This window comes from Flagellimonas halotolerans (assembly GCF_035818535.1).
Classification (GTDB): domain Bacteria; phylum Bacteroidota; class Bacteroidia; order Flavobacteriales; family Flavobacteriaceae; genus Flagellimonas; species Flagellimonas halotolerans.
In genome coordinates, this window is record NZ_JAYKYV010000004.1 from 97,470 (window position 1) to 120,466 (window position 22,997).

General features: G+C 41.0%; 22 protein-coding genes and 1 tRNA gene. 11 read left to right on the top strand and 12 right to left on the bottom strand.

Going from position 1 to position 22,997, the window contains the following annotated elements; genetic code table 11:
- Positions 1-127 precede the first annotated feature (127 nt).
- From VM932_RS06460 to VM932_RS06470, 3 genes are all read left to right on the top strand, one after another.
- Positions 128-1,480, top strand: a complete 1,353-nt coding sequence (locus tag VM932_RS06460) for an MFS transporter (protein WP_326277947.1) — start codon at positions 128-130, stop codon at positions 1,478-1,480.
- 109 nt (positions 1,481-1,589) lie between these two features.
- Positions 1,590-3,878 carry a glycoside hydrolase family 65 protein gene (locus VM932_RS06465; RefSeq protein ID WP_326277949.1) on the top strand — a complete coding sequence of 763 codons (2,289 nt, stop codon included), beginning with the start codon at positions 1,590-1,592 and terminating at the stop codon, positions 3,876-3,878.
- Positions 3,879-3,999: 121 nt separating this feature from the next.
- On the top strand, positions 4,000-4,704 hold the full coding sequence (locus tag VM932_RS06470; RefSeq protein WP_326277950.1) for a DUF4197 domain-containing protein: 705 nt from the start codon (positions 4,000-4,002) through the stop codon (positions 4,702-4,704).
- 184 nt (positions 4,705-4,888) lie between these two features.
- On the opposite strand, the gene VM932_RS06475 is transcribed toward VM932_RS06470, so the two are convergent.
- Positions 4,889-5,410, bottom strand: a complete 522-nt coding sequence (locus VM932_RS06475) for a hypothetical protein (protein WP_326277952.1) — start codon at positions 5,408-5,410, stop codon at positions 4,889-4,891.
- Positions 5,411-5,610: 200 nt separating this feature from the next.
- Here VM932_RS06475 and VM932_RS06480 point away from each other — a divergent pair, with 200 nt between their 5' ends.
- Positions 5,611-5,805, top strand: coding sequence for a hypothetical protein (locus VM932_RS06480; RefSeq protein WP_326277954.1), 195 nt, complete (start codon positions 5,611-5,613; stop codon positions 5,803-5,805).
- A 3-nt stretch (positions 5,806-5,808) separates the two neighbouring features.
- Here the strand turns inward: VM932_RS06480 and pyrF are convergent, their stop codons facing one another.
- The 9 genes from pyrF to VM932_RS06525 form a co-directional block, all read right to left on the bottom strand.
- On the bottom strand, positions 5,809-6,630 hold the full coding sequence (gene pyrF / locus VM932_RS06485; RefSeq protein WP_326277956.1) for an orotidine-5'-phosphate decarboxylase: 822 nt from the start codon (positions 6,628-6,630) through the stop codon (positions 5,809-5,811).
- A 41-nt stretch (positions 6,631-6,671) separates the two neighbouring features.
- Positions 6,672-7,748 carry a peptide chain release factor 1 gene (gene prfA, locus VM932_RS06490; protein ID WP_163625910.1) on the bottom strand — a complete coding sequence of 359 codons (1,077 nt, stop codon included), beginning with the start codon at positions 7,746-7,748 and terminating at the stop codon, positions 6,672-6,674.
- Positions 7,749-7,910: 162 nt separating this feature from the next.
- On the bottom strand, positions 7,911-9,206 hold the full coding sequence (locus VM932_RS06495; RefSeq protein ID WP_326277959.1) for a DUF3570 domain-containing protein: 1,296 nt from the start codon (positions 9,204-9,206) through the stop codon (positions 7,911-7,913).
- Between the two features lie 34 nt (positions 9,207-9,240).
- Positions 9,241-9,450, bottom strand: a complete 210-nt coding sequence (locus VM932_RS06500; protein WP_326277961.1) for a DUF4266 domain-containing protein — start codon at positions 9,448-9,450, stop codon at positions 9,241-9,243.
- 14 nt (positions 9,451-9,464) lie between these two features.
- Positions 9,465-10,460, bottom strand: coding sequence for an FAD:protein FMN transferase (locus tag VM932_RS06505; RefSeq protein WP_326277962.1), 996 nt, complete (start codon positions 10,458-10,460; stop codon positions 9,465-9,467).
- Entirely contained in the window at positions 10,457-10,894 is a 438-nt protein-coding gene (locus tag VM932_RS06510) for a thioredoxin family protein (protein WP_326277964.1), read from the bottom strand. Before VM932_RS06510 ends, VM932_RS06505 begins: the two co-directional genes overlap by 4 nt.
- A gap of 20 nt (positions 10,895-10,914) precedes the next feature.
- Positions 10,915-11,355, bottom strand: a complete 441-nt coding sequence (locus VM932_RS06515; RefSeq protein ID WP_326277966.1) for a QcrA and Rieske domain-containing protein — start codon at positions 11,353-11,355, stop codon at positions 10,915-10,917.
- Positions 11,356-11,403: 48 nt separating this feature from the next.
- Positions 11,404-12,582 carry an AIR synthase related protein gene (locus VM932_RS06520; protein WP_326277968.1) on the bottom strand — a complete coding sequence of 393 codons (1,179 nt, stop codon included), beginning with the start codon at positions 12,580-12,582 and terminating at the stop codon, positions 11,404-11,406.
- Positions 12,583-12,660: 78 nt separating this feature from the next.
- Entirely contained in the window at positions 12,661-14,847 is a 2,187-nt protein-coding gene (locus tag VM932_RS06525; protein WP_326277970.1) for a glutamine synthetase III family protein, read from the bottom strand.
- Positions 14,848-15,058: 211 nt separating this feature from the next.
- Here VM932_RS06525 and VM932_RS06530 point away from each other — a divergent pair, with 211 nt between their 5' ends.
- A complete protein-coding gene (locus tag VM932_RS06530; RefSeq protein WP_326277972.1) occupies positions 15,059-16,069 on the top strand; it encodes a glutamine synthetase beta-grasp domain-containing protein in 1,011 nt (336 codons plus the stop codon).
- A 61-nt stretch (positions 16,070-16,130) separates the two neighbouring features.
- Here VM932_RS06530 and VM932_RS06535 read toward each other — a convergent pair whose 3' ends face one another.
- On the bottom strand, positions 16,131-17,069 hold the full coding sequence (locus tag VM932_RS06535; RefSeq protein WP_326277974.1) for a calcium/sodium antiporter: 939 nt from the start codon (positions 17,067-17,069) through the stop codon (positions 16,131-16,133).
- A 152-nt stretch (positions 17,070-17,221) separates the two neighbouring features.
- On the opposite strand from VM932_RS06535, the gene VM932_RS06540 reads away from it, so the two are divergent.
- From VM932_RS06540 to VM932_RS06550, 3 genes are all read left to right on the top strand, one after another.
- On the top strand, positions 17,222-17,581 hold the full coding sequence (locus tag VM932_RS06540; RefSeq protein WP_293168455.1) for a BlaI/MecI/CopY family transcriptional regulator: 360 nt from the start codon (positions 17,222-17,224) through the stop codon (positions 17,579-17,581).
- Complete coding sequence (locus tag VM932_RS06545; protein ID WP_326277977.1) at positions 17,581-19,323, top strand: M56 family metallopeptidase; 1,743 nt, start codon at positions 17,581-17,583, stop codon at positions 19,321-19,323. Before VM932_RS06540 ends, VM932_RS06545 begins: the two co-directional genes overlap by 1 nt.
- Before the next feature lie 520 nt (positions 19,324-19,843).
- Complete coding sequence (locus tag VM932_RS06550) at positions 19,844-19,993, top strand: SsrA-binding protein (protein WP_326277979.1); 150 nt, start codon at positions 19,844-19,846, stop codon at positions 19,991-19,993.
- Here VM932_RS06550 and VM932_RS06555 read toward each other — a convergent pair.
- Entirely contained in the window at positions 19,984-20,496 is a 513-nt protein-coding gene (locus tag VM932_RS06555) for an adenine phosphoribosyltransferase (protein ID WP_326277981.1), read from the bottom strand. The genes VM932_RS06550 and VM932_RS06555 overlap by 10 nt on opposite strands.
- A gap of 64 nt (positions 20,497-20,560) precedes the next feature.
- Here VM932_RS06555 and VM932_RS06560 point away from each other — a divergent pair.
- From VM932_RS06560 to VM932_RS06570, 3 genes are all read left to right on the top strand, one after another.
- Positions 20,561-20,634: transfer RNA gene (locus tag VM932_RS06560), tRNA-Arg, on the top strand.
- A gap of 725 nt (positions 20,635-21,359) precedes the next feature.
- Positions 21,360-21,689, top strand: coding sequence for a helix-turn-helix domain-containing protein (locus tag VM932_RS06565; RefSeq protein WP_326277983.1), 330 nt, complete (start codon positions 21,360-21,362; stop codon positions 21,687-21,689).
- Complete coding sequence (locus VM932_RS06570; RefSeq protein WP_326277985.1) at positions 21,683-22,975, top strand: type II toxin-antitoxin system HipA family toxin; 1,293 nt, start codon at positions 21,683-21,685, stop codon at positions 22,973-22,975. The genes VM932_RS06565 and VM932_RS06570 overlap by 7 nt, the downstream gene beginning before the upstream one ends.
- Positions 22,976-22,997: the final 22 nt, after the last annotated feature.

Here is a 22,997-nt window from a genome sequence, read left to right on the forward strand (position 1 = left end):
ACATCGGGGAATTAAACCCATTTAATGGGATTAAAGTTTGTCCACGAAAATGTTTTATTTTACTTTCCCTAAAAGTATTCGAGAGCGGTATAAGCAGTTCAAATTGTGGATCTAACACTCTATCACAATGTTTCAAAAGCGAAGATTAAACTTCTGGGAAATCTGGAACCTCAGTTTCGGATTCCTTGGAATTCAGATGGGCTTTGCCCTCCAAAATGCCAATGCCAGTAGAATTCTCCAAAGTTTTGGCGCCGATGTCCATGAACTTTCATGGTTTTGGATCGTTGCTCCACTTACCGGACTTATCGTACAACCTATTGTAGGCTATTACAGCGATAAGACTTGGACTAGGTTGGGGCGCAGAAGGCCTTATTTTCTGACAGGTGCCCTTTTGGCTTCATTGGGGCTCATTTTTATGCCCAATGCGGATATGTTCACCGCTTTTTTGCCCTCACTCTGGGTCGGGGCCGGTATGCTTATGGTGATGGATGCCTCTTTCAACATTGCCATGGAACCCTTCAGGGCGTTGATAGCGGATATGCTACCATCGGACCAACGGACTTTAGGGTACAGTATTCAAACCGTATTAATTGGTGTAGGTGCGGTCATCGGCTCCTGGTTGCCCTACGTTTTGACCAACTGGATTGGAGTTAGCAATACGGCCGCGGCGGGCGAAGTTCCTTTAAACTTGCTGCTTTCCTTTGTAATAGGTGCATTGGTACTTGTAGCCAGCGTTGCCATAACCGTATTTACCACCAAAGAATATACACCTGAAGAAATGGCCCTTCTAAACCAAGACGAAAAAGTCGAGGAAACGGAAAAATCGACAGGCGGCCTAATCGATATATTTACCGATTTTGCAAAAATGCCAAAGACCATGCGGCAATTGAGCTGGGTACAGTTCTTTTCCTGGTTTGGACTGTTCGGGTTATGGGTGTTTGCCACTCCGGCCATCGCCGAGCATATTTATGGATTGGATCCCAACAACAGTCAAAGTACCGCCTATCAAGATGCTGGTGATTGGGTGGGTGTTTTATTTGGTGTGTACAATGGCGTTTCAGCCATCTTCGCTTTTTTTCTTCCTGCCATTGCCAATAAAGTGGGTCGAAAAAAAACACATGCCATCTCATTGATCATAGGCGCCCTGGGTTTTCTGTCCATTTATATTATGCCCAACGACAATTGGCTGATACTTTCCATGCTTGGCATCGGAGTTGCATGGGCCAGTATCTTGGCTATGCCATACGCTATTTTGGCAGGCGCCATTCCTCCACAAAAGATGGGCGTTTATATGGGCATTTTCAATTTTTTTATCGTAATCCCCCAAATTATAAATGCACTAATTGGAGGCCTAATGGTACAATACCTATACAACGGACATCCCATATATGCACTAATGACCAGTGGTGTCGCCTTTTTAATTGCCGCCCTATTGGTTTCAAGGGTCGAGGATATGGACGAGAATGGAACTATAATTTAATCGGAATTTATTATGTTCGGGCAATGCCACTACCTATAAAAACCACAGGTTTTAATCAAATTCCAATAATTTAATCCAAAAAACAAACAACACATCAATCACCCCTAAAATGAATCAAGACTATATACAATCACATCCATGGAGCATTATAGAAGACGGTTTCGACAAGGAACGCATCAAGTCTTCCGAAAGCCTTTTCAGTTTGGGAAATGGGGTTATGGGACAGCGTGCCAATTTTGAGGAATCCTATTCTGGCCCTACATTTCAAGGAAGCTATATTGGAGGCGTATATTACCCGGACAAAACACGTGTAGGGTGGTGGAAAAATGGCTATCCCGAGTATTTTGCCAAGGTTATAAATGCCCCAAATTGGATTGGCATCGATGTTAGTATCGATGGAGAGCCCTTGGATTTAGCCACTTGCACTCATATCAAAAACTTTAAGAGGGAGCTTAATATGAAGGAAGGGTGGTACCGAAGAAATTTCGTCGCCACCACGCCCAATAATATAGAAATAGAAGTTGTTGCCACTCGGTTTTTGAGTCTATCCCACAATGAAGTTGGAGCAATTCAATTTGAGATAACCCCAATGAATACTGATGCTGAAATTGTATTTAAACCTTATATTGATGCCGGTATCACCAATGAGGATAGCAATTGGGACGATAAGTTCTGGAATACTACCAACATTGGTTCCAATAAAAACAGGGCCTTTATTGAGTCCCTCACCATGAAAACCCATTTTAACGTGTGTACTTTTATGCAGGCCCATCTGGTTTATGGCAATACCATAAAAGAAACTCCTGATTCCCTAAATAAAGAAGAGCTAGCTATCGGTTTTGGGTTTTCCCAAAAAACCAATAAAGGGGAAAAAGTAAGCTTGATCAAGTACGGAGGGTACACGGTAGACCGAAACCATGACGCGAACAAATTAATGGAAGCTGCCAACTCAGTGCTGGATGAAGTATCTTCCCTAGGCTTCGACAGGCTTCTGGAAGAACAGAAAAAGGCATGGGCAGCTATTTGGGAAATGAGCGATATCACCATAGAGGGTGATATAAAAGCCCAACAAGGTATCCGTTTTAATATTTTTCAACTGAACCAAACCTATACCGGAACAGATTCCCGATTAAATATTGGACCAAAAGGATTCACGGGCGAGAAATATGGGGGCAGCACGTATTGGGACACCGAAGCCTATTGCCTTCCATTTTATATGGCGACAAAAAACCAGGAAGTAGCCAGAAAACTGCTCAAGTATAGATACAACCATTTGGATAAGGCCATGGAAAATGCCGAAAAATTGGGTTTCACCAAAGGTGCTGCATTATATCCCATGGTTACCATGAATGGTGAAGAATGCCACAACGAGTGGGAAATCACCTTTGAAGAAATCCACAGGAACGGTGCCATAGCCTACGCCATATACAACTACACAAGATATACCGAAGATTACAGCTATATTCCAGAAATGGGACTGGAAGTACTGATCGGAATTGCACGATTTTGGCAGCAACGCGTCAACTGGTCCACTCACCGCAATAAATATGTGATGTTAGGGGTAACCGGGCCAAACGAGTACGAAAACAATGTTCATAACAACTGGTACACCAATTATATTGCTAAATGGTGTTTGGAATATACATTGGAACAATTAAATTACGTGCAGCAGGAGTATCCGAACGACTACAAAAGAGTTTTGGAAAAAACCCAGTTGGGCAATGATGAAACTGGACTATGGAAAAAAGTAGCCGCCCACATGTACTTGCCCTATTCCGAAGAACATGGGGTTTACCTTCAGCAAGATGGGTTTCTGGACAAAGATTTGGTCCCTGCGGCCAAGTTGAACAAAAAAGAACGCCCCATTAACCAACATTGGAGCTGGGACCGAATTCTACGTTCCCCCTACATTAAACAGGCCGACACCTTGCAAGGGTTTTATTTTTTCGAAGACCATTTTACGGAAAAAGAACTGGAAAAACATTTCGATTTTTATGAACCCTTTACCGTACATGAATCTTCACTTTCTCCTTGCGTCCATGCCATACAAGCAGCAAAGCTGGGCCGTATGGAGCAAGCCTATACTTTTTACCTCCGTACATCCAGATTGGATTTGGACGATTATAATAAAGAGGTGGAAGAAGGGCTCCATATTACTTCTATGGCAGGTACCTGGATGAGTATCGTGGAAGGTTTTGGAGGCATGCGCATAAGAGATGGCAAGCTCTGTTTTTCTCCAAAAATCCCGGAACAATGGGAGATGTATTCCTTTAAAATTAATTTTAGGGATAGGGTTTTGAGGGTAATCGTGACCCAAAAAGGAGCTGAATTTGATATTGACAAGGGTGAAGCTTTAAAGATCATGGTCAACAATAAAGCTGTGACCATATCCGCTTAACCAGCAAAGCAAAAAAGTACCTGATAATGATTAAATCGGTTTGATTTCACCTAAAAAAGCTTAAAAACTATCAGTTTTAAGGGCATTCGAAGTATTTTCACATCAATTTTAAGATTTTACCATGAAAAGATTATTGCTATGTGTTTTGGTTTTGCAGCTCGTGGGATGTGCGGAACTCCAACAGGTTGTAAACCAATTGCCCCAAGGCACCACAGGAATCGGAAATGCCGAAATAGCACAAGGATTACGGGAAGCCTTGAATATGGGTATTGAAAAACAAGTGGATAAGCTAGCTCTGGAAAACGGTTTTTTCAGGAACGAGCTTGTAAAGATTTTGCTTCCGGAAGAATTACAAAAAGTGGACAAAACCTTGCGTGATGTTGGCTTGTCCAGTTTGGCAGACGAAGGTTTGAGAATAATAAACCGTGCCGCAGAGGATGCCGTTGGCGAAGCCACGCCTATTTTTGTAGATGCCGTAAAGGGAATAACATTTAATGATGCCAAACAGATTCTTTTAGGAAACGATAATGCTGCGACCCAGTACCTGCAACAAGCCACCAAAACGCAATTGTACAATAAATTTAATCCTATTATCAAAAATTCGTTCCAAAAAGTGGGCGCGGACCAAATCTGGAGCAACATTATTACCAAGTACAATAGCTTGCCGCTTACCAACGATGTAAACCCAGATTTGACGGATTATACCACCAACGAAGCATTGGAGGGTGTCTATACCATGATTGCCGTGGAAGAAAAAGAAATTAGGACAAAAGTTTCATCAAGAACAACAGATTTGTTAAAAAAGGTATTCGCCCTTCAGGATTAATCACAATTTTTTGATAAAAACGCAATAACTCTAAAAATAAGTCGTTATAAACTCAATAATTAAGAGTAATTATAACAAAATCCTAAAGTTAAATTAACCTTGGCCTGAAGGTTAAACTAGAATTTTGTACAAGTTATCTGAGTTAGCATTTTTTTGAGTTAGTTAGTTTAAAAACCGGTGTTCTTCACCGGTTTTTTGTTTTCTGAACTTTGCGGTAGAGTCCATCAAAAACAATTGAGGTACTGTTCCCTTCCCCGAGAACCTCCCATAACTGCCTCACAGTTCCGTCATCGTTTTTGGTCCAGATAATTCGGTTCCTGTATTTTTTGCCATCAGATTTTGTAAACTCATCGGAAGTCAAAATCATTTTATTGTTAACCCTGTTTCCCTTCAACTTTAAAGAAGCTCCAGCATTATCTATCCACAACTGCTCCCATTCACTGGTTTGGGCATTAAAAAAATTAAGACTGGTTCCTGTATATGCTTTGGCACTGGTCCAATTTTCCCGAATTACGCAACCACCTTCTTCCTTATTGATCACACTTGATCCTGCAAGAGAGCCATCTTGGAAATTAACTACTTCCCACTCCCCAACCCAAAAGTCAAATGCTCTATGATTTTGGGAACAGCAATTACAATTTTGTTCATTTTGTGCTTGGCCCACAAAATGAAAAAGTAAAATCAAAACGAATAATGATCTGTGCATAGGAACCCTAGAAAGTTAAAAAGCAATCCTTTTAAAGATAAGTTAATTTTTTACTAGGCTAAAGTAAAGGGTTTGGACAAATAGCAATAGATACGTTAAATTTTAGATAAATTACCTGATTTATAGATGTATACCATCCAAAACCGTAGTCCACAAGCCTGTTTTGAACGTATCTTTGTTATTAACAAATCTTGAAAGCTATGAATAATCAGTATTGTAAAGTTGGATCTGTTACACCCATTACCAGTATAAGCCAAGCAGCATCAGTTTTGGAGGTAATGCACAATAATTTTATGGAAAAAGCTGCCAGTGTTGCCGGTAAAGACACCCAATTGGGAGAATTTTTTAAAAGGAAAGCGCAGAGCCTAAAAAAGGTTTTGGAAAGCTTGGCCTAGAACTTAATCAAGTTTAGCCAGTTCAATTGCCATTTCTTGCTGGATTTCCTGTGCCTTTTTCGCAGCGGTTTCGGCAAAATCCAAACCTGTAGAAGCATATAAAATACCTCGAGAAGAATTCACCAACAAACCTACATCTTTAGTGATTCCGTATTTACAAACTTCTTGTAAACTACCTCCTTGCGCACCTACCCCTGGTACCAACAAAAAACTTTCTGGAACAATTTTTCTGATATCTTCCAAATAAGTAGCCTTGGTCGCACCAACAACATACATTAATCTTTCAGCGCCTTTGTACGTTTTGGAAATGGACAATACTTCTTTGTACAATTCCTGGCCATCTACATCTTTGGTCTGAAAATCAAAAGCGCCCTGATTGGACGTGAGCGCCAATAAAATGGTATGCCTATCCTTAAACTCCAAAAAGGGCTCCACAGAATCCTTGCCCATATAGGGTGCAATGGTAATGGAATCAAAATCCATGGTCTCAAAAAACGCCTTGGCATAGCGAGTGGATGTATTTCCGATATCTCCACGTTTCGCATCAGCTATGGTAAACATTTTTGGATGCTTGGCATTCAAATATGCCATGGTACGCCCCAAGGATTTCCATCCTTCCAGACCATAAGCCTCATAAAAAGCAATATTCGGCTTGTAGGCTACACAATACGGATGCGTAGCATCAATTATAGCCTTATTGAAAGCGAAAATAGGGTCTTCTTCTTTTAGAAGATGCTTTGGGATTTTATCCAAGTCAGTGTCGAGACCAACACAGAGAAACGATTTTTTTTGACGTATTTGGGCAATTAAATCTTCTATCTTCATTTTGAATGGTTCTCGACCGTGTTCAATGGGAAATTAATCGATTAAAATATCTCCGAAGCTTCTTTGAGTTTCTCGGTATTTTCCACCAACATCAACTCATCGATTATCTTTTGGATATCCCCGTTGATGATATTCTGTAAATCGTACAGCGTTAGACCGATTCGGTGATCGGTTACCCTACCCTGCGGATAATTATAGGTGCGGATTTTTGCTGAACGGTCGCCACTGCTCACCTGTGAATTACGTTTGGCTGCATCCTCGGCCTGTTTTTTGGCCAATTCCATATCGTACAAACGGGCACGAAGTACTTTAAAGGCTTTATCCTTGTTCTTGTGTTGGGACTTTTCGTCCTGGCATTGGGCCACAATCCCTGTAGGCTCGTGCGTTAAACGCACCGCAGAATAAGTGGTGTTCACCGACTGTCCACCAGGTCCAGAGGAACAGAAGTAATCTATCCGCACATCTTTTGGATCTATTTGAACATCGAACTCTTCCGCCTCGGGAATCACCATAACGGTAGCCGCACTGGTGTGCACCCTACCTTGGGTTTCGGTCTGTGGTACGCGTTGCACACGGTGCACTCCTGCCTCAAACTTAAGTGTTCCATACACATCCTCCCCATTGACCTCAAAATGGATTTCCTTGTATCCGCCGCTGGTTCCTTCACTCAAATCGATTACGTTGGTCTTCCATCCTTTGGATTCGCAATATTTGGTGTACATACGGAACAGGTCACCGGCAAAAATACTGGCCTCGTCCCCTCCGGTTCCAGCCCTGATTTCCATAACCACGTTCTTTTCATCTTCAGGGTCTTTGGGAATCAAAAGGTATTTAATTTCTTCTTCCAATTTGGGCAAGGCACTCTTGGCCTCATCCAATTGCATTTTGGCCATTTCCAACATTTCTGTATCACTACCGTCGGCAATAATCTCTTCTGCTTCCTGGATATTGTTGGTAAGGGCTATGTATTCGTCGCGTTTGTCGCTGAGCAACTTCAAGTCTTTGTACTCTTTGTTCAGCTTTACGTACCTTTTTTGGTCCGCAATAATATCGGGTTGTATGATCAGGTCCGAAACCTCATCAAAACGCTGTTTTACAATGTTGAGTTTGTCTAACATAAATCAATCCTCCTAATGGGAATGCGAATTTACGATTTTTTCGTTGGATTATTTTTTAAAATCAACTACCTCGGAGCAAGCCAACGAGGTGTTCAAACGAAAAAAATTAATTCATTCCGATCTAGAACACCGGAAAATCAAACCCTCGATGAGGAATTGAGGTCAGTTTCCAACAAAAGTAGTACCAAGCGTAACAATAAAGGCATTGAGGCCATCACTACGATCATATTGGCTAAATCGCAGGTTGATGGTTTTCAACCCAAAATTGAACACTCGGGCTCTGGTAAAAACATCCTTGTACTGTACCCCAATCCCATACTGATGGGCATCGTATTTGGACAGATCATAGTCCGAAGTATAAAACGCGGAGGTGGATAATGCCTGCTCCTTGGGATAAAAATAGTCGGCTGCGGTTTGTGTGTAGTATCGGTAACTTGGGTATAAGGTGAATTTATCCGTCAACTTAAAAGGCGCTTCCAAACTTGTGGTATGGGAACGAATCCCCCAATCGTCCCAATAAAAACGGTAGTAGGAACGCAGTATGACCAAATCGTTCAAATAATAATTCAACCTACCGCCCACAGGTATTTTGAACCGGTTATCGGGCAACTGCTCCACATTATCCGCCAATTGAAAATCATCAATATAAAAATCTTCAAAATCCGAGAAGTACACGCGTTGGAATGGCGTGCTCAACAATCCGTTCTGAGAGACCACATCCACAAAAAGGGCACCTTGCAATTTTTGGCCCAAAATCTGGGAGAAATTCAAGGATAGTGAGTAAGAATTCCGCTTTTCATACTCAAACTCGGAAAAAATGGGATTGTAAGCACCATTTCCGGTGATACGGTCATCAAAGAAACCATCACGCAGCTCAATAGGGTACTGTGCATTCCATTTATCCAAATACACATTACCGCTTAGTGTGACCTCTGTGTTCTTCTCGTTGAACAACTTGGTGTAACTGCCTCCAAATCCAATGGAAAAATAATCGTACTCCGACGAAAAATAGGCATTGGCACTCCAGATGGAATTACGATCATCGGAACTGTGCCGATATGTTGGTTTGACATAGGCCAATACATCCTTTCGAGATTCTCCCGAAGAAGCATCAAAAGGAGTAGCATTGGCTCCGCCATCCAAAGGATTTACATTACTGGAAGATGCCGAGGTATAGGCGGACAACCCCACATCCACCGTTAAAATATCATCCTCGTTCATCGGCATTCGCAAGACAATGCTAGAAGTAGCATCCGTTAATTCCTCGGTACCTTCGCCACCTGTAACAGCCGCATTTTCCCCATCTTGTCTGTAATAACTAAAAAGCATGTCAACCTCACTTGCCTCCAACACCCTTCGCTTGTACGAGGTATCTCCCTGTTGCGACCATCCCAAGGATACCATCAAAAATAATAAGACTACGAAAACGGTTTTCGCTGATTTGGATGATCGGGCCATGAGGTTTTTTAAATTAATCATTTGAAGTTCCCATTCAATTACATCCGCATCCACCACCTGTCTTGCCTCCGTTGGCACCAGAGGAGGCCTCCCTATAAACATGGAAATTGGTTTCAAAACGTTCGCAAGCTCGCGCACTCAACTGCATCTCTTCGTCGTTCACATACACTTTATCGTACTCGCGGACGGCGACACAGGAACTTGATAAAATCAAGAGTAATAGCAAAAAAAGAGGTTTTACCATATTTTAAGTATGTTCTAGTTCGTATCGAACATTATACCCGAGCTTTTATGGATTTTGCTTTCGGAGTCGACCACAACGGCTTCTACTCCATCGATCTGGTTGATCATGTGCAGACCAACGTCCCTGCCCATTATAAAAACTGCGGTGGCAAGGGCATCGCACAATTCAGCTTGTTTGGCAAAAATCGATACACTATTAACACCTGTGGTAGGATATCCTGTTCGCGGGTCAATAATGTGTGAATATTTTTTTCCGTCCAGCTCAATATACTTCTCGTAATTGCCCGAAGTAGCCACTGAAGATTCTATTATAGGCAACCAACTGAACACTTTATCCTTGCTCAATGGATTTGCAATACCTACCAACCATTTTTCACCGGTCACTTTGGTGCCCCAAGTGGTAAGGTCGCCCGAAGCATTGATGATTCCTCCTTTCACATCTTTGGATACCAAGAGTTCTTTGGCCCTATCTGCAGCATACCCCTTTCCGATAGCACCAAATCCAATGCACATTCCTTTTTCGGGCAAAAAAACGGTTTGGTTATCTTGATCCAACTGTATTTTTTGATATCCGACCTTTGCAATGGATTTTTCAATTTCTTCTTTTGAAGGAATTTTATCCATGGTCCCATCAAACCGCCAAACCTCGTCCATGGAGGCATAGGTAATATCAAAAGCTCCATCTGTTATTTCCGATATTTTGATGGACCGTTCGATTAAATCAATCAATTCCTGACTCACCTTCACAGGTTTGATTCCAGCATTTTTGTTGATTAAAGAGGTTTCGGAATCCTTGTCCCATGATGAGATGATTTTTTCTATACGCTCAATTTCCGAAACAGCTTCGTCTATATTAATGTAGCCAATATCCTCGTTCGGTGCCACCACGGTAATCTCGAACCGGGTACCCATTAGTTTTAGGGTCTTTTTTACAGTGACATCTGTTTGCCTCGACTGCCCAAAGGACAGCAGGCAAGAAAAACTGCAGATAAGGGCTATAAAGCTTTTCATTTTAGAAATTTGTTAAGTGTTCTGATATATTTTTCGGGACTGGTTCGGGCCACAAAACCTGTAGTGCCCAAAACGTTTTGGTTCTTGTCCATTACCACAACCAGTGGAAAATAACCCTTTGGGTTATATTTTTCGGCCAAGGACTTATTTACATTTAATTTTTCTTCAGGTAGTTGATTTTTCTTTTTGCGGGGAAAATCCGCATCATACATCACATAATGCTCAGAGGCATAGGCTTTGAACTCCCCGCTATCAAAAACATGTTTTTTTAAACGGATACATGGCGCACACCAATCCGAACCGGAAAAGACCAAAACAATGGGTTTGTTCTCAACAGCTGCTTTGGCTAGGGCATCATCAAAATTATCTTGCCATTCTTGGGCCTGAAGTATGCCTGCACATGCAAAAATCAGTATGTAGATTAGATGTTTCATAAGATTTGGGACTCAAAAAACTATTCATAAATCCGTAAAATGGAACCGTTGAGTTCCGTATTGTAAACCTTGAGTGCTCTTGCGGGGGAACTGTCAACTTGGTTAAGGGGTGTTCCATCCTGATCAAAACGAGATCCATGCACATCGCAATAAAAAATACCGCCACTTTGATCTACAAATCTCACTTGATCATATGATTGATGACTGCAAACCTGACTTGCCGCCACATATTCGCCTTCTAAATTTTTAGCTATAACCACTAAGTTTTTTAATATAAAACCTCCATTGGAAGCCAAAGCTTGAGCTTCTTGCGAGCTAAGGTCTACGGTAAAGTCGACACCTGTGGGCTCTTCCACTATATCCCCGTTCACATCATCCTTGGAACACCCTTGTAAACAGGGGAATGTAAGTGCAAAGGCCGCGCCTGCACCCAAACTCCGCAGAAACTCTTTTCTTTCCATAGCGTGGGAGGTTTATTACAAGAACGCTATTTCAAGCTAAATCGTATGTTAATAATCAAACTTGCCGTACGGGCTTTGGATAGTCAACTTTTTACTGCTAGCGGATGCTACCCGACCAATAATTTGGGCATCCACATCAAAACTTTTGGAAATGGAAATGATTTCTTCCGCAACCTGCTCATTCACATATAGCTCCATTCGGTGACCACAATTAAAGACCTGGTACATCTCTTTCCAATCGGTCCCGGATTGTTCTTGAATCAGTTTGAACAGGGGCGGAATCGCAAACATATTGTCCTTGATAATATGAAGATTATCCACAAAATGAAGAATCTTGGTCTGTGCCCCTCCGCTACAATGCACCATGCCATGTATTTCTTTGGAAGTATATTTTTCCAGTACTTTTTTAATGATGGGTGCGTAGGTTCTTGTTGGGGACAGCACCAATTTCCCTGCATCTAACGGAGAATCGGGTACCGCATCTGTGAGGTTTGTGTTTCCGGAATACACCAATTCTTCCGGAACCGATGCATCAAAGCTTTCTGGATATTTTTCAGCCAGATATTTGGAGAATACATCGTGCCGGGCAGATGTTAATCCGTTACTGCCCATTCCTCCGTTGTATTCGGTCTCATAAGTCGCCTTTCCAAAGGAAGCTAGGCCAACGATCACATCTCCAGCTTTAATATTGGCGTTATCTATCACGTTTTTTCGTTCCATTCGGGCCGTTACCGTGGAATCAACGATAATGGTTCTTACCAAATCGCCTACATCTGCGGTTTCACCTCCCGTGGAACGGATGGTAATGCCATGCTTTTCCAAATCGGAAATAAGCGCTTCGGTACCATTGATGATGGCCGAAATCACTTCACCGGGAATCAAGTTTTTGTTCCGCCCAATGGTCGATGACAACAGTATGTTATCTGTGGCACCCACACAGATCAGGTCATCCACATTCATAATAAGTGCATCTTGGGCAATGCCTTTCCAGACCGAAACATCGCCTGTTTCTTTCCAGTACATGTATGCCAAGGAGGATTTGGTACCTGCACCATCGGCGTGCATCACCAAACAATGGTCCTCGCTACCTGTTAAATAATCGGGTACAATTTTGCAGAACGCTTTGGGGAAAAGTCCTTTATCAATATTCTTGATTGCGTTGTGCACATCTTCTTTGGAGGCCGAAACACCTCTTTGGGCATATCTTTTACTGGTATCCGATGACATATAAATGGTTTGGGCAAAAATAACGGAAAGCCATCAAATTATTGATATGCTTTCCGTCTTTTCCTTTTGAGTGTTATGCTATTTGGAAAACAACATTTCCCTGTATTTGGTAAATGGCCAAAATTCATCTGCAATCAATTTCTCCAAGGTATCCGAGTGTTCCCGGATTTTATCAAAATAAGGCCTTACATTATTACAGTAGGCCTGGGCTTTTTTATCAACCACCGACATGCCATTGGCTCTTCTGCGAGCATCTGCCATTTCATCGGTAAGTTTTTTGATCTCCACGATATGTTCGCCGATCTGTTCCAAAATATTCAGCTGGCCTTCGGCCACTTTCTTGTGCGCCGCTCCATAGACCTCTTTTAACCCATGAATGTTCTCCAGCAGCATGTTTTGGTACTTGATTGCAGCGGGAATGATGTGGTTGTACACCATTTCGCCCAATACACGGCCTTCTATCTGAATATGGAAAATATAAGCGCCCAATTCCACCTCTTTGTGGGCCTTGAGCTCCACTTCGTTCATCACGCCCATTTGCTTAAAGAGCTCGTAGCTTTCCTTTGATGTGATGACTTGGAGTGCCTCGGGTGTGTTTTTATTGAAGCTCAACTTTCGCCTTCTTGCTTCTTCTTGCCATTCAATACCATACCCATCCCCTTCAAAACGGATGCGCTTGGAGGTTTTTATGTATTCTCGAAGCACATTGAACACTGCTTCGTCCTTTTTCAGGTTTTTCTTGTCAATCAGCGTATCCACTTCTTTTTTAAAGTCGGTAAGCTGTTTGGCAACGATGGTGTTGAGCGTGGTCATGGGCTTGGCACAGTTCATCTTGGAACCTACCCCCCTCATCTCAAACTTGTTTCCGGTGAACGCAAATGGCGATGTACGGTTCCTGTCCGTATTGTCCAATAATATCTCCGGAATCTTACCTACCACATTGAGCTTGAGCTCTGTTTTTTCCTGAGGGGACAATTTTCCTTTGGAAACCCCTTCGAGTTCGTCCAGCACATCGCTTAATTGTTGTCCTATAAAGATGGAAATAATAGGCGGCGGTGCTTCATTGGCACCCAACCTGTGGTCATTACTTGCCGAAGCTATAGAGGCTCTCAACAATTCCTCGTAGGTATCCACCGCTTTGATGGTGTTCACGAAAAAAGTGAGGAACTGAAGGTTTTTCATGGGTGTTGTACCTGGGCTCAATAGGTTCACCCCTGTATCGGTACCCAAGGACCAATTGTTGTGCTTGCCCGACCCGTTGATGCCTGCAAATGGCTTTTCGTGGAACAATACGGAAAAGTTGTACTTGTCGGCTATCTCCTCCATTACGTCCATCAACAATAAATTATGGTCCACGGAGAGATTGGCTTCTTCAAAAACCGGGGCAAGTTCGAACTGGTTTGGCGCCACCTCATTATGGCGCGTTTTTACAGGGATTCCAAGTTTGGTACATTCCTTTTCCAGTTCACTCATAAAACCTAAGACCCTTGCCGGTATCACTCCAAAATAGTGGTCGTCCAGTTGTTGTCCCTTGGCCGAAAAACTACCTACCAGGGTTCGCCCTGTCACGGAAAGGTCCAAACGGGAATTCACCAATGACTTATCAATCAAAAAATATTCTTGCTCCCACCCTAGCGTGGCATGCACCTTTCTTACATTCTTGTCAAAATACTGCGCTACACCTGTGGCAGCCTGATCTATGGCCTGCAACGCCCTCAACAATGGTGCTTTATTGTCCAGTGCTTCTCCCGTATAAGCTACAAATATGGTAGGTATACATAGGGTTGTTTTGTAAATAAATGCTGGAGAGGTCGGGTCCCAAGCCGTATAGCCGCGTGCCTCAAAAGTGTTTCTGATTCCCCCGCTCGGAAAACTGGAAGCATCGGGTTCTTGCTGCACCAATTGTGCGCCCCCAAACTTCTCCATGGCCCTTCCGTCGGGAAGGATATCAAAAAATGCATCGTGCTTTTCTGCGGTGGCCCCTGTTAATGGCTGGAACCAATGCGTATAATGTGTGGCCCCCATGGACAGTGCCCAAGCTTTCATACCCTCGGCCACTTGGTCGGCAATCTTTCTGTCGATCTTATTTCCTTGATAAATGGCTGATTTTACTTTATCAAAGGCTTCTGCTGTCAAAAATTGCAGCATTTTTTCTTCGTTAAAAACATGCTTACCGAACAGGTCGGATCTTTTCCCTGTCTCATTAATAGTGGCATATTCCCTGTTGCGGCTTTCTACCAAGGCTTGGAATCGTGTTTTAGGCATTTTCAATAATATTTAATTTTCAAATCTACAATTAACAATTTAATAAAATATACTGCAAAAATTACTTTTTTTTCATTCTGCCCTAAATAAAACAGGGGTAATATAAATAATAGGTTCAAATTTGTGATTTTACCCCCATAAAACATTGATAATAAAATGAAAAACCTATTTTTGTGAATCATAAAATTGAGAACGATTAACTACCAGAATTATGAGCAAATCTAAATTAGAGTATCTATGGTTGGATGGTTATGAACCAACGGCCAACATTAGAAGCAAAACTAGAATAGAAGAGGATTTTAGTGGCAAATTGGAAGACTGCCCCATGTGGTCCTTCGATGGTTCATCCACCAAACAAGCCGAAGGCGGTTCCTCTGACTGCCTGTTGAAGCCTGTTGCCATTTACCCTGACCCAGCAAGAAGAAACGGTTATTTGGTAATGACTGAGGTGTTGAATCCTGACGGAACCCCGCACGAGAGCAACTCCAGATCCACTATTGACGATGAGGATGATGATTTCTGGTTTGGATTTGAGCAGGAATACTTTATTATGGATACTGCAACCCAACTACCTTTAGGATTCCCTGTTGGTGGTTATCCTGGTCCACAAGGGCTATACTACTGCTCCGTTGGTGGAAGAAATACTTGGGGAAGAGACCTTGTTGAGGAGCATGCCGACCTTTGCTTGGATGCTGGACTTACCTTTGAAGGTATTAACCAAGAGGTTGCTGCCGGACAGTGGGAATTCCAATTGTTCGCAAAAGGTGCCAAGAAAGCCGGTGATGAAATTTGGGTAGCGCGTTATATGCTACAAAGATTGACAGAAAGCTACGGATACTACATTGAATACCACCCAAAACCCATTAAAGGTGACTGGAACGGTTCCGGTATGCACGCCAACTTCTCCAATACGTTGTTAAGAACTTGCGGCTCCAAAGAAATTTACGAAAAAGTATGTGAAGCGTTCCGTCCGGTAACCAAAGAGCACATTTCCGTTTATGGTGAGTTCAACGATGAAAGATTGACCGGTAAGCACGAAACTGCTTCCATCTCTGATTTCAGCTACGGAGTTTCCGATAGAGGTGCTTCCATCAGAATTCCAATTATGACCGTAGAGAAAGGTTGGAAAGGATGGTTGGAAGATAGAAGACCTGCTTCTAACGCAGACCCATACAAGGTGGCGGCCGTAATCGTGAAAACGGTTAAATCCGCAGCAGTATAAGTACGTATATAAATTAGTTGTTGATTATAGGTGAAAACCGTCCCGTTTTGTGGGGCGGTTTTTATTTTATGGTAAAATAGATAAAGGTGGCATAAAACGCCAAGAGTATCAATCCATCCCTCCACCCCAAGCGTAGGCCTTTTGGGAAGAACACCAAAGGAAGGATAAGGAAAGAAATCCCCAACATCCAAAAAATATCGCTGGACAACAATCCTTCGTCCATAACGGTTATCGGAGTAATTATCGAGGTAATTCCCAAAACGGCCAACAAATTGAAAATATTGGAACCTATCAAGTTCCCCAAAGATATAGCCTTTTCTTTCTTTAGTACTGCTATTACCGATGCTGCCAGTTCAGGGATACTTGTTCCTACGGAAACAATGGTTATACCAATTACACGATCACTTACCCCAAAAGAGGATGCAAGACCCACGGCCCCATCTATAAGTAATTCGGAACCTCCCCAAAGCGCCGTTCCGCCGATTCCCAAGAAAAGTGCGACCTTATATAATGGTAGGGGTACGTCATCTTCGGGCATTTCGTCCTCAACCGCTGTTTTTTGAAATCTAAGCAGGTACACCAAGAACACAAATAAAAGGGACACAAGAACAATCCCTTCATATTGCTGGAGCTCTCCATCAAAATAGATAAAACCACATAACAAAAGCGAAGCGACCATCATTACAGGCCAATCGGTGGTATAAAAACTCTTCCGCACATTTATGCTCCCCATAATTATGGTGATTGCCAAAACCAATCCCAGATTAGCAATATTGGAACCTACCACATTTCCCAAAGAAAGGTCCGGGAAACCATCCAAAGCAGCTTTTACACTAACAATAAGCTCTGGAGCTGAGGTAGCGAACGAGACCACCGTCATGCCTATGATTATTTTGGGGATGTACAATCTCAAGGATAAGGCAACCGCCGATTTTAATAACCAATTTCCCCCGGCTATTAAGAGGACCAATCCCAAAACAATAAAGAGTAGATTTCCCAAAAAAAATAAAATTTTGCGCAAAGATACGGGAAGAATAGCTGGTCAAAGAAGGTTCTTTCATAAATAAAAACTACATAAATAGTTGATAAACTATAAAAATAGTTGTTTAACTAAAATATTAGTATTACGTTTGGGCATACAACAAATACATCATGCAAAAATTGACCAACAAGGAAGAGGAGATCATGAAAATCCTCTGGGAGCTGAAAAAAGCTTTTGTAAAGGAAATACTTGAGGAGATACAGGGCGAAAAGCCCCATTACAATACCTTATCCACCATTGTTAGAAATCTTCAGGAAAAAGGGTTCGTAGATCATGAGGCCTTTGGCAACACCCATAGATATTTCCCAATAGTAAGCAAAGAGGACTACCGGAAAAAGTATGTGAACTCAGCCATTGCAGATTATTACAATGACTCTTTTAAAAGTTTGGTTTCCCACTTTGCCCAAGAGGAAAAAATATCCATTGCAGAACTCAAAGAGATCATTGACCTAATAGAAAAGAAAAAATAATGGAACCTATATTCATGTACTTTTTACAATCCGCCCTTATCTCCGGTGGTTTTTTGGCGGTTTACCATATTTTTTTAAAGCGCGACACCCTTTTTACGGAAAACCGCATGTTTTTGTTATCGGGATTGATACTCGCTTTTGTACTCCCCTTCATCAAGATCAAAAAAACGGTGGTGGTTTCCAAACCCATACTTATTCAGGCCGATGAGTTGGGAGCTCAAGCTACCTCATCCCTTGCCGAAAGTAGTTTGTTCACTGCGGAAAACATACTCCTTATCCTATACAGTGCAGTAAGTGCTATTTTGTTGGTAAAGTTTATGATTAGATTGATTTCGTTAAAAAAATTGGCCGAAAATGCCCATAAAAGAAAGGAAAGTCCTTTTTTACACTTGGAAACGGAAAAACGAATATCCCCTTTCTCTTTCTTCAACTACATTTTTTATAATCCAACACTTTTTGAGCCCAACGAACTGCATTCGGTTTTGGAACACGAAAAGGTACATGCCCGTCAATACCATACGTTGGACATCTTATTCCTTGAGGTTTTAAAGATTGTTTTCTGGTTCAACCCTGTATTGTGGCTCTACAAAAGTGCTGTGAGGCAAAACCTGGAATACTTGGCAGACCATTTTGCCATAGCACATGCGAAAGACAAAAACTCATACCAATACCTGATGCTAAAACAGGCGGTAGACACACAAGAATACGTTTTAGCCAATTCATTTTACAATTCATTAATCAAAAAACGAATAGTCATGTTAAATCAAAATCAATCCAAAAAAATCAATGTCCTAAAAACCCTGCTCGTAGCTCCGTTGTTGGGGTTGCTTCTAGTGAGTTTCAGTATTGAGGAAACCTATCTGTATAAGGATTCCGACAATACTGGGAGCTCAATGACCGAAAAAAAATCAAAAGACAACAAAAAAATCGAATTCACCGTAGATAAAAATACATCAGATGCCAAACTCGATAATATCAAAAAAGATTTAGCCAAAGATGACATTGATTTCAGTTACACCGCCGTTAGAAATAATGCAAAAGAGATAATTGGGATTTCTCTGCAATTGAGCGGTAAAAATGATGAGGGCAAAAAAGTGAACGGAAATTACAGCACTAATTCCGATGGCGCCATCGGCCCTATAACGGTTATTTATGATGATGAAAACAATGTGGTCTCCTTTTGGAATTCCGGCAAAAAGAAAAATATTAGTATCCATAAAATAAAAGGAACGAGTTCTTGGACCACTAATGATGAAACCGAAGTCACCATTAAACAGGTAGATAATGAAAAAGTTGTAATTGTAGACGGTAAAAGGCTTAGTGACAAAGAAGCTGAAAAACTACATATTGAAGATGATCAGGACATAAAACATATTAGCATTAAAAAAATTGAAAAGAAAGGCGAAGAAAACAATGTGATGGTCTTTAGTACTGATAAAGACAACGATATTGAAGTAAAAAGAAACAGCAATGTAACGATCATTAAAGATTCGGATAACGATGGGGACATTGAAGTAATCAGTAACCATGACAATGCCAGTTTCTTTTTTATAGACAATGATGGCAAAGGCGAGCCACTTTATTATATAGACGGTAAAAAAGCAAAGGCAAAGGATATCAAAAAGATATTGCCTAGCGATATAAAAAGCATGACCGTCCTAAAAGGTGATAAAGCTATTGACAAATATGGCAAAAAAGCTAAAAATGGGGTTGTTGAAATAACCACCAAGAAAGGTAAATGATTATAACATAATCATTTTTTGAATAGTCCTAGGAGCCGTCTTAAAAGACGGTTCCTTTTTTTGTGTCGCCAAACGAAAACCCAAAAATGGGCACATTTTTGAACAAAACCTCCCTTGTTTTTCAAAAAACAACTCAAAACGCCTCTATATATCTAACATTTTATTAGTTAAAACATATAAATACATTTCAATTCAATATTTTACATAAGGAACTAGCTTACATTTGTAGAAGCATTACGTTTTTAGAGATACAATCTCGTATGCAATTACATTGATTTTAGTCTAATTGTTTGGAAGCATGACTTTTATCATTATATATTCGAAGAAACAATAAAAAAGTCATAGTTTTTTAAACCTAAAATCAATCAAATGATAGCAATCGTAAAATTTTTCATTGCACTTCTTGTTCAACTCTTAACAATAATATTTATGTAGTACGTAAGATTTTATCCACATAAATACTCATAAAGCCACCTTGTAAACAGCTTTACCTATATTTACACAAAACCAACGCAATTATATGTTTTACAAGATTTTGGCAAAAATCAACAAAGCTGTACTTCCCTCCTACTCTAAAAAGGGCCTGGACCTTTCCAAGGCATCTAAATTACAAATGGCCATTATAGGTTGGAGATACTATGTTACCAAAAAAGCATTGGATCAAAATTGAAGAAGCACCTCTTTTTGGTAACCTTTTACTTTTTCAGCTCCATTTAAAAAGGTGAGTTCAATCAAAAAGTTGCATTGTACCACTTCTCCCCCTAATTTTTCAACTAGTTTACAAACGGCCTGAGCCGTACCTCCAGTAGCCAAAACATCATCGTGCACCAATACCCTCTCCCCTTTTTCTATGGCATCCGAATGGATTTCCAACGTTCCAGTGCCATATTCCAGATCGTAAGACTGGGAAATCGTCTTATATGGTAGTTTTCCAGACTTACGGACAGTTACAAAGCCTGCACCCAGTTTTTCGGCCAACATGGGCGCAAAAATAAACCCACGGCTGTCCACACCAATAACTTTGTCTATTTTCGTGTTGCCCACCAAAGCCAACAGGGCATCCGCGGCCTTTTGGAAAGCGCTTGGGTCTTTTAGCAGCGGGGTTATGTCCTTAAAAACAACACCGGGCGTAGGGAAGTCCTCAATATCGCGAATGTAGTGTGTGAAATCCATTATTTTTGTATGCTAGGGTTTTGTGGTAAAGTTAAAAAGAAATATATTTGCAGCCCTTAAATAAGGCCGCGTGGCGCAACTGAATAGCGCATCTGATTACGGCTCAGAAGGTTGCAGGTTTGAATCCTGCCGCGGTCACAATTTTAAACACTTTTTAAGCCTAAGCACTTGATGCTTAGGCTTTTATTTTGAATGCTACTGGGGTCGCACTCAAGTAGAAGCTGATTTATAATTTATTGATAATCAGTAAATTATATTTTAAGAAAACTGGTTTTGTCCCACTAACTACCCACTAGCACGAATCGTTTCTTCCTAAGATTAATCTTTTCTGACAGTTTTTCTATCTTTAAAGCACCCTCTATTGGAATTCATTTTTTCCAACTCAACTAAATTGTTTAAAGTTTTCATTGATGAAAATAAAGCATACTAATGTTAATATCCCTAAAGAAAAACCTTTTAGAATTGCAAGCTAAACAGAGCGCCTATTGCTGAAATTATGCGTCAGGTAAACTATACTCATAAACACAAAAGCTCGAAGCTTATGTTCTTTTGATATCTTAAATAAGGGAATTAAAAAAATGATTGAATCCAATCCAATTTTATTTACTATTATTTGTGTTTTAAACCTACAGTTGTTGACCTTAAAAGTTATAATGCGAACTTCGAACAACTTAGATAAAACTGGAATTTTTCAAACACACAAAAAGGCATTGAGAAAAACACAACATGACAAGGATAAGCTATGGCTTAGCACCAATGAAGAAGAATAAAAACAATAAGTCAGAAGAAGTAGATTTTAAAATCTAATATATTATACTTTATTCGTATTTTTATTATGTTAAATATAATTTATTATACCTATAATGATAACTTCTAAGTCATCAAACGAGTCTATTTTAAAAGAGCTTACGAAAAGGGTTCGCCAGCGACGCTTGAACCTAAACATGACTCAAGAGCAATTGGCCAATACAACCGGCTTGCATAACCAAACCATAAAAAACTTTGAATCTGGCAACAATACTTCATTATTGACCTTGATACAAATCCTAAGGGCATTTGGGGACTTAGCAGCCTTGGACAAATTCTTGCCCGATCCCGGCATTAGTCCAATTCAACTCCTCAAATTAAAGGGAAAAGAGCGTGAACGTGCTTCGGGCACCGATTTTGATAAAGGAAAAGACTCGGAATGGTAGATGTTATTGGTGTCACTTTATGGGGTGAAAATGTAGGTGCATTGAGTTGGGACAATGAACGCAATCTAGGATTCTTTGAATACCAACCCAGTTTTATCAACAAGGGTCTGGACGTATCGCCCATAAACATGCCCTTTGCCGGATCGAAAGATAAAATTTACAGTTTTCCAACTTTGGATGAGCAGACCTACAAAGGACTTCCTGGAATGATTTCCGATGTATTGCCGGATGATTTTGGAAACCATCTGATCAATCGATGGTTAAAATTGAACGGTATTGTAAAATCCGACTTTTCGCCTTTGGATCGCCTCTCATATATCGGCTCCCGTGGAATGGGGGCATTGGAATTCGAACCTGCTAAAAAATTGGGGTATGATCAATCTACTGAATTGAACATTTCAAGTTTAGTAGAATTGTCCGGAAAGATTCAGCAGAAAAGAGAAGACATTACATTGAACCTCCAAGAAACCGAGGCAATGAATGAATTGATCAAAGTGGGGACCTCAGCAGGAGGACAGCGAGCCAAGGCGATCGTAGCCTATAATAAAGACTCCAAAGAGGTGCGCTCCGGTCAAACTAAAGTACCTGAAGGCTTTGAGCATTTCATTCTCAAATTTGATGGGGTGACCAACAAGGAACTTGGAGATCCACAAGGGTATGGAAAAATAGAATATGCCTATTACCTGATGGCCATTGATTGTGGCATTGAAATGATGCCTTCGCAGCTTTTGAAAGAAAATGGGCGAGCACACTTTATGACAAAGCGATTTGACAGAACAGGGCAAGGGGAAAAATTGCATATGCAAACCCTTTGCGCCCTTGCCCATTTCGATTATCGAAAACCAGGTGTTCACGGATATGAGGATGCGTTGGACATAATGAGGAAACTTAAACTCCCCAAAGAACAAGCGGTTCAACTCTTTAGAAGAATGGTCTTCAATGTCATGGCCCGCAACCAAGATGATCACACGAAGAACATTTCATTCATAATGGATAAATCCGGTAAATGGAGACTGACGCCCGCATATGATGTCACCTATGCGTACAATCCAGCGGGCCAATGGACCAATGGGCACCAGATGACAATTGCCGGTAAACGTGACAACTTCACTAGAAAAGATCTTCAATCCATCGCCGATGAGATAAATTATACAAACGCAAATGATGATATTGAAGCTATACAAGTCACATTGAATCAATGGGAACATTACTCTGATAGAGCAGGTATTCCCAAAAAGCAATCCCAAAAGCTAAAAAAAGCGTTTAGACTAAATTTTAAGGTATGATATTATATATGTGAAATGGATT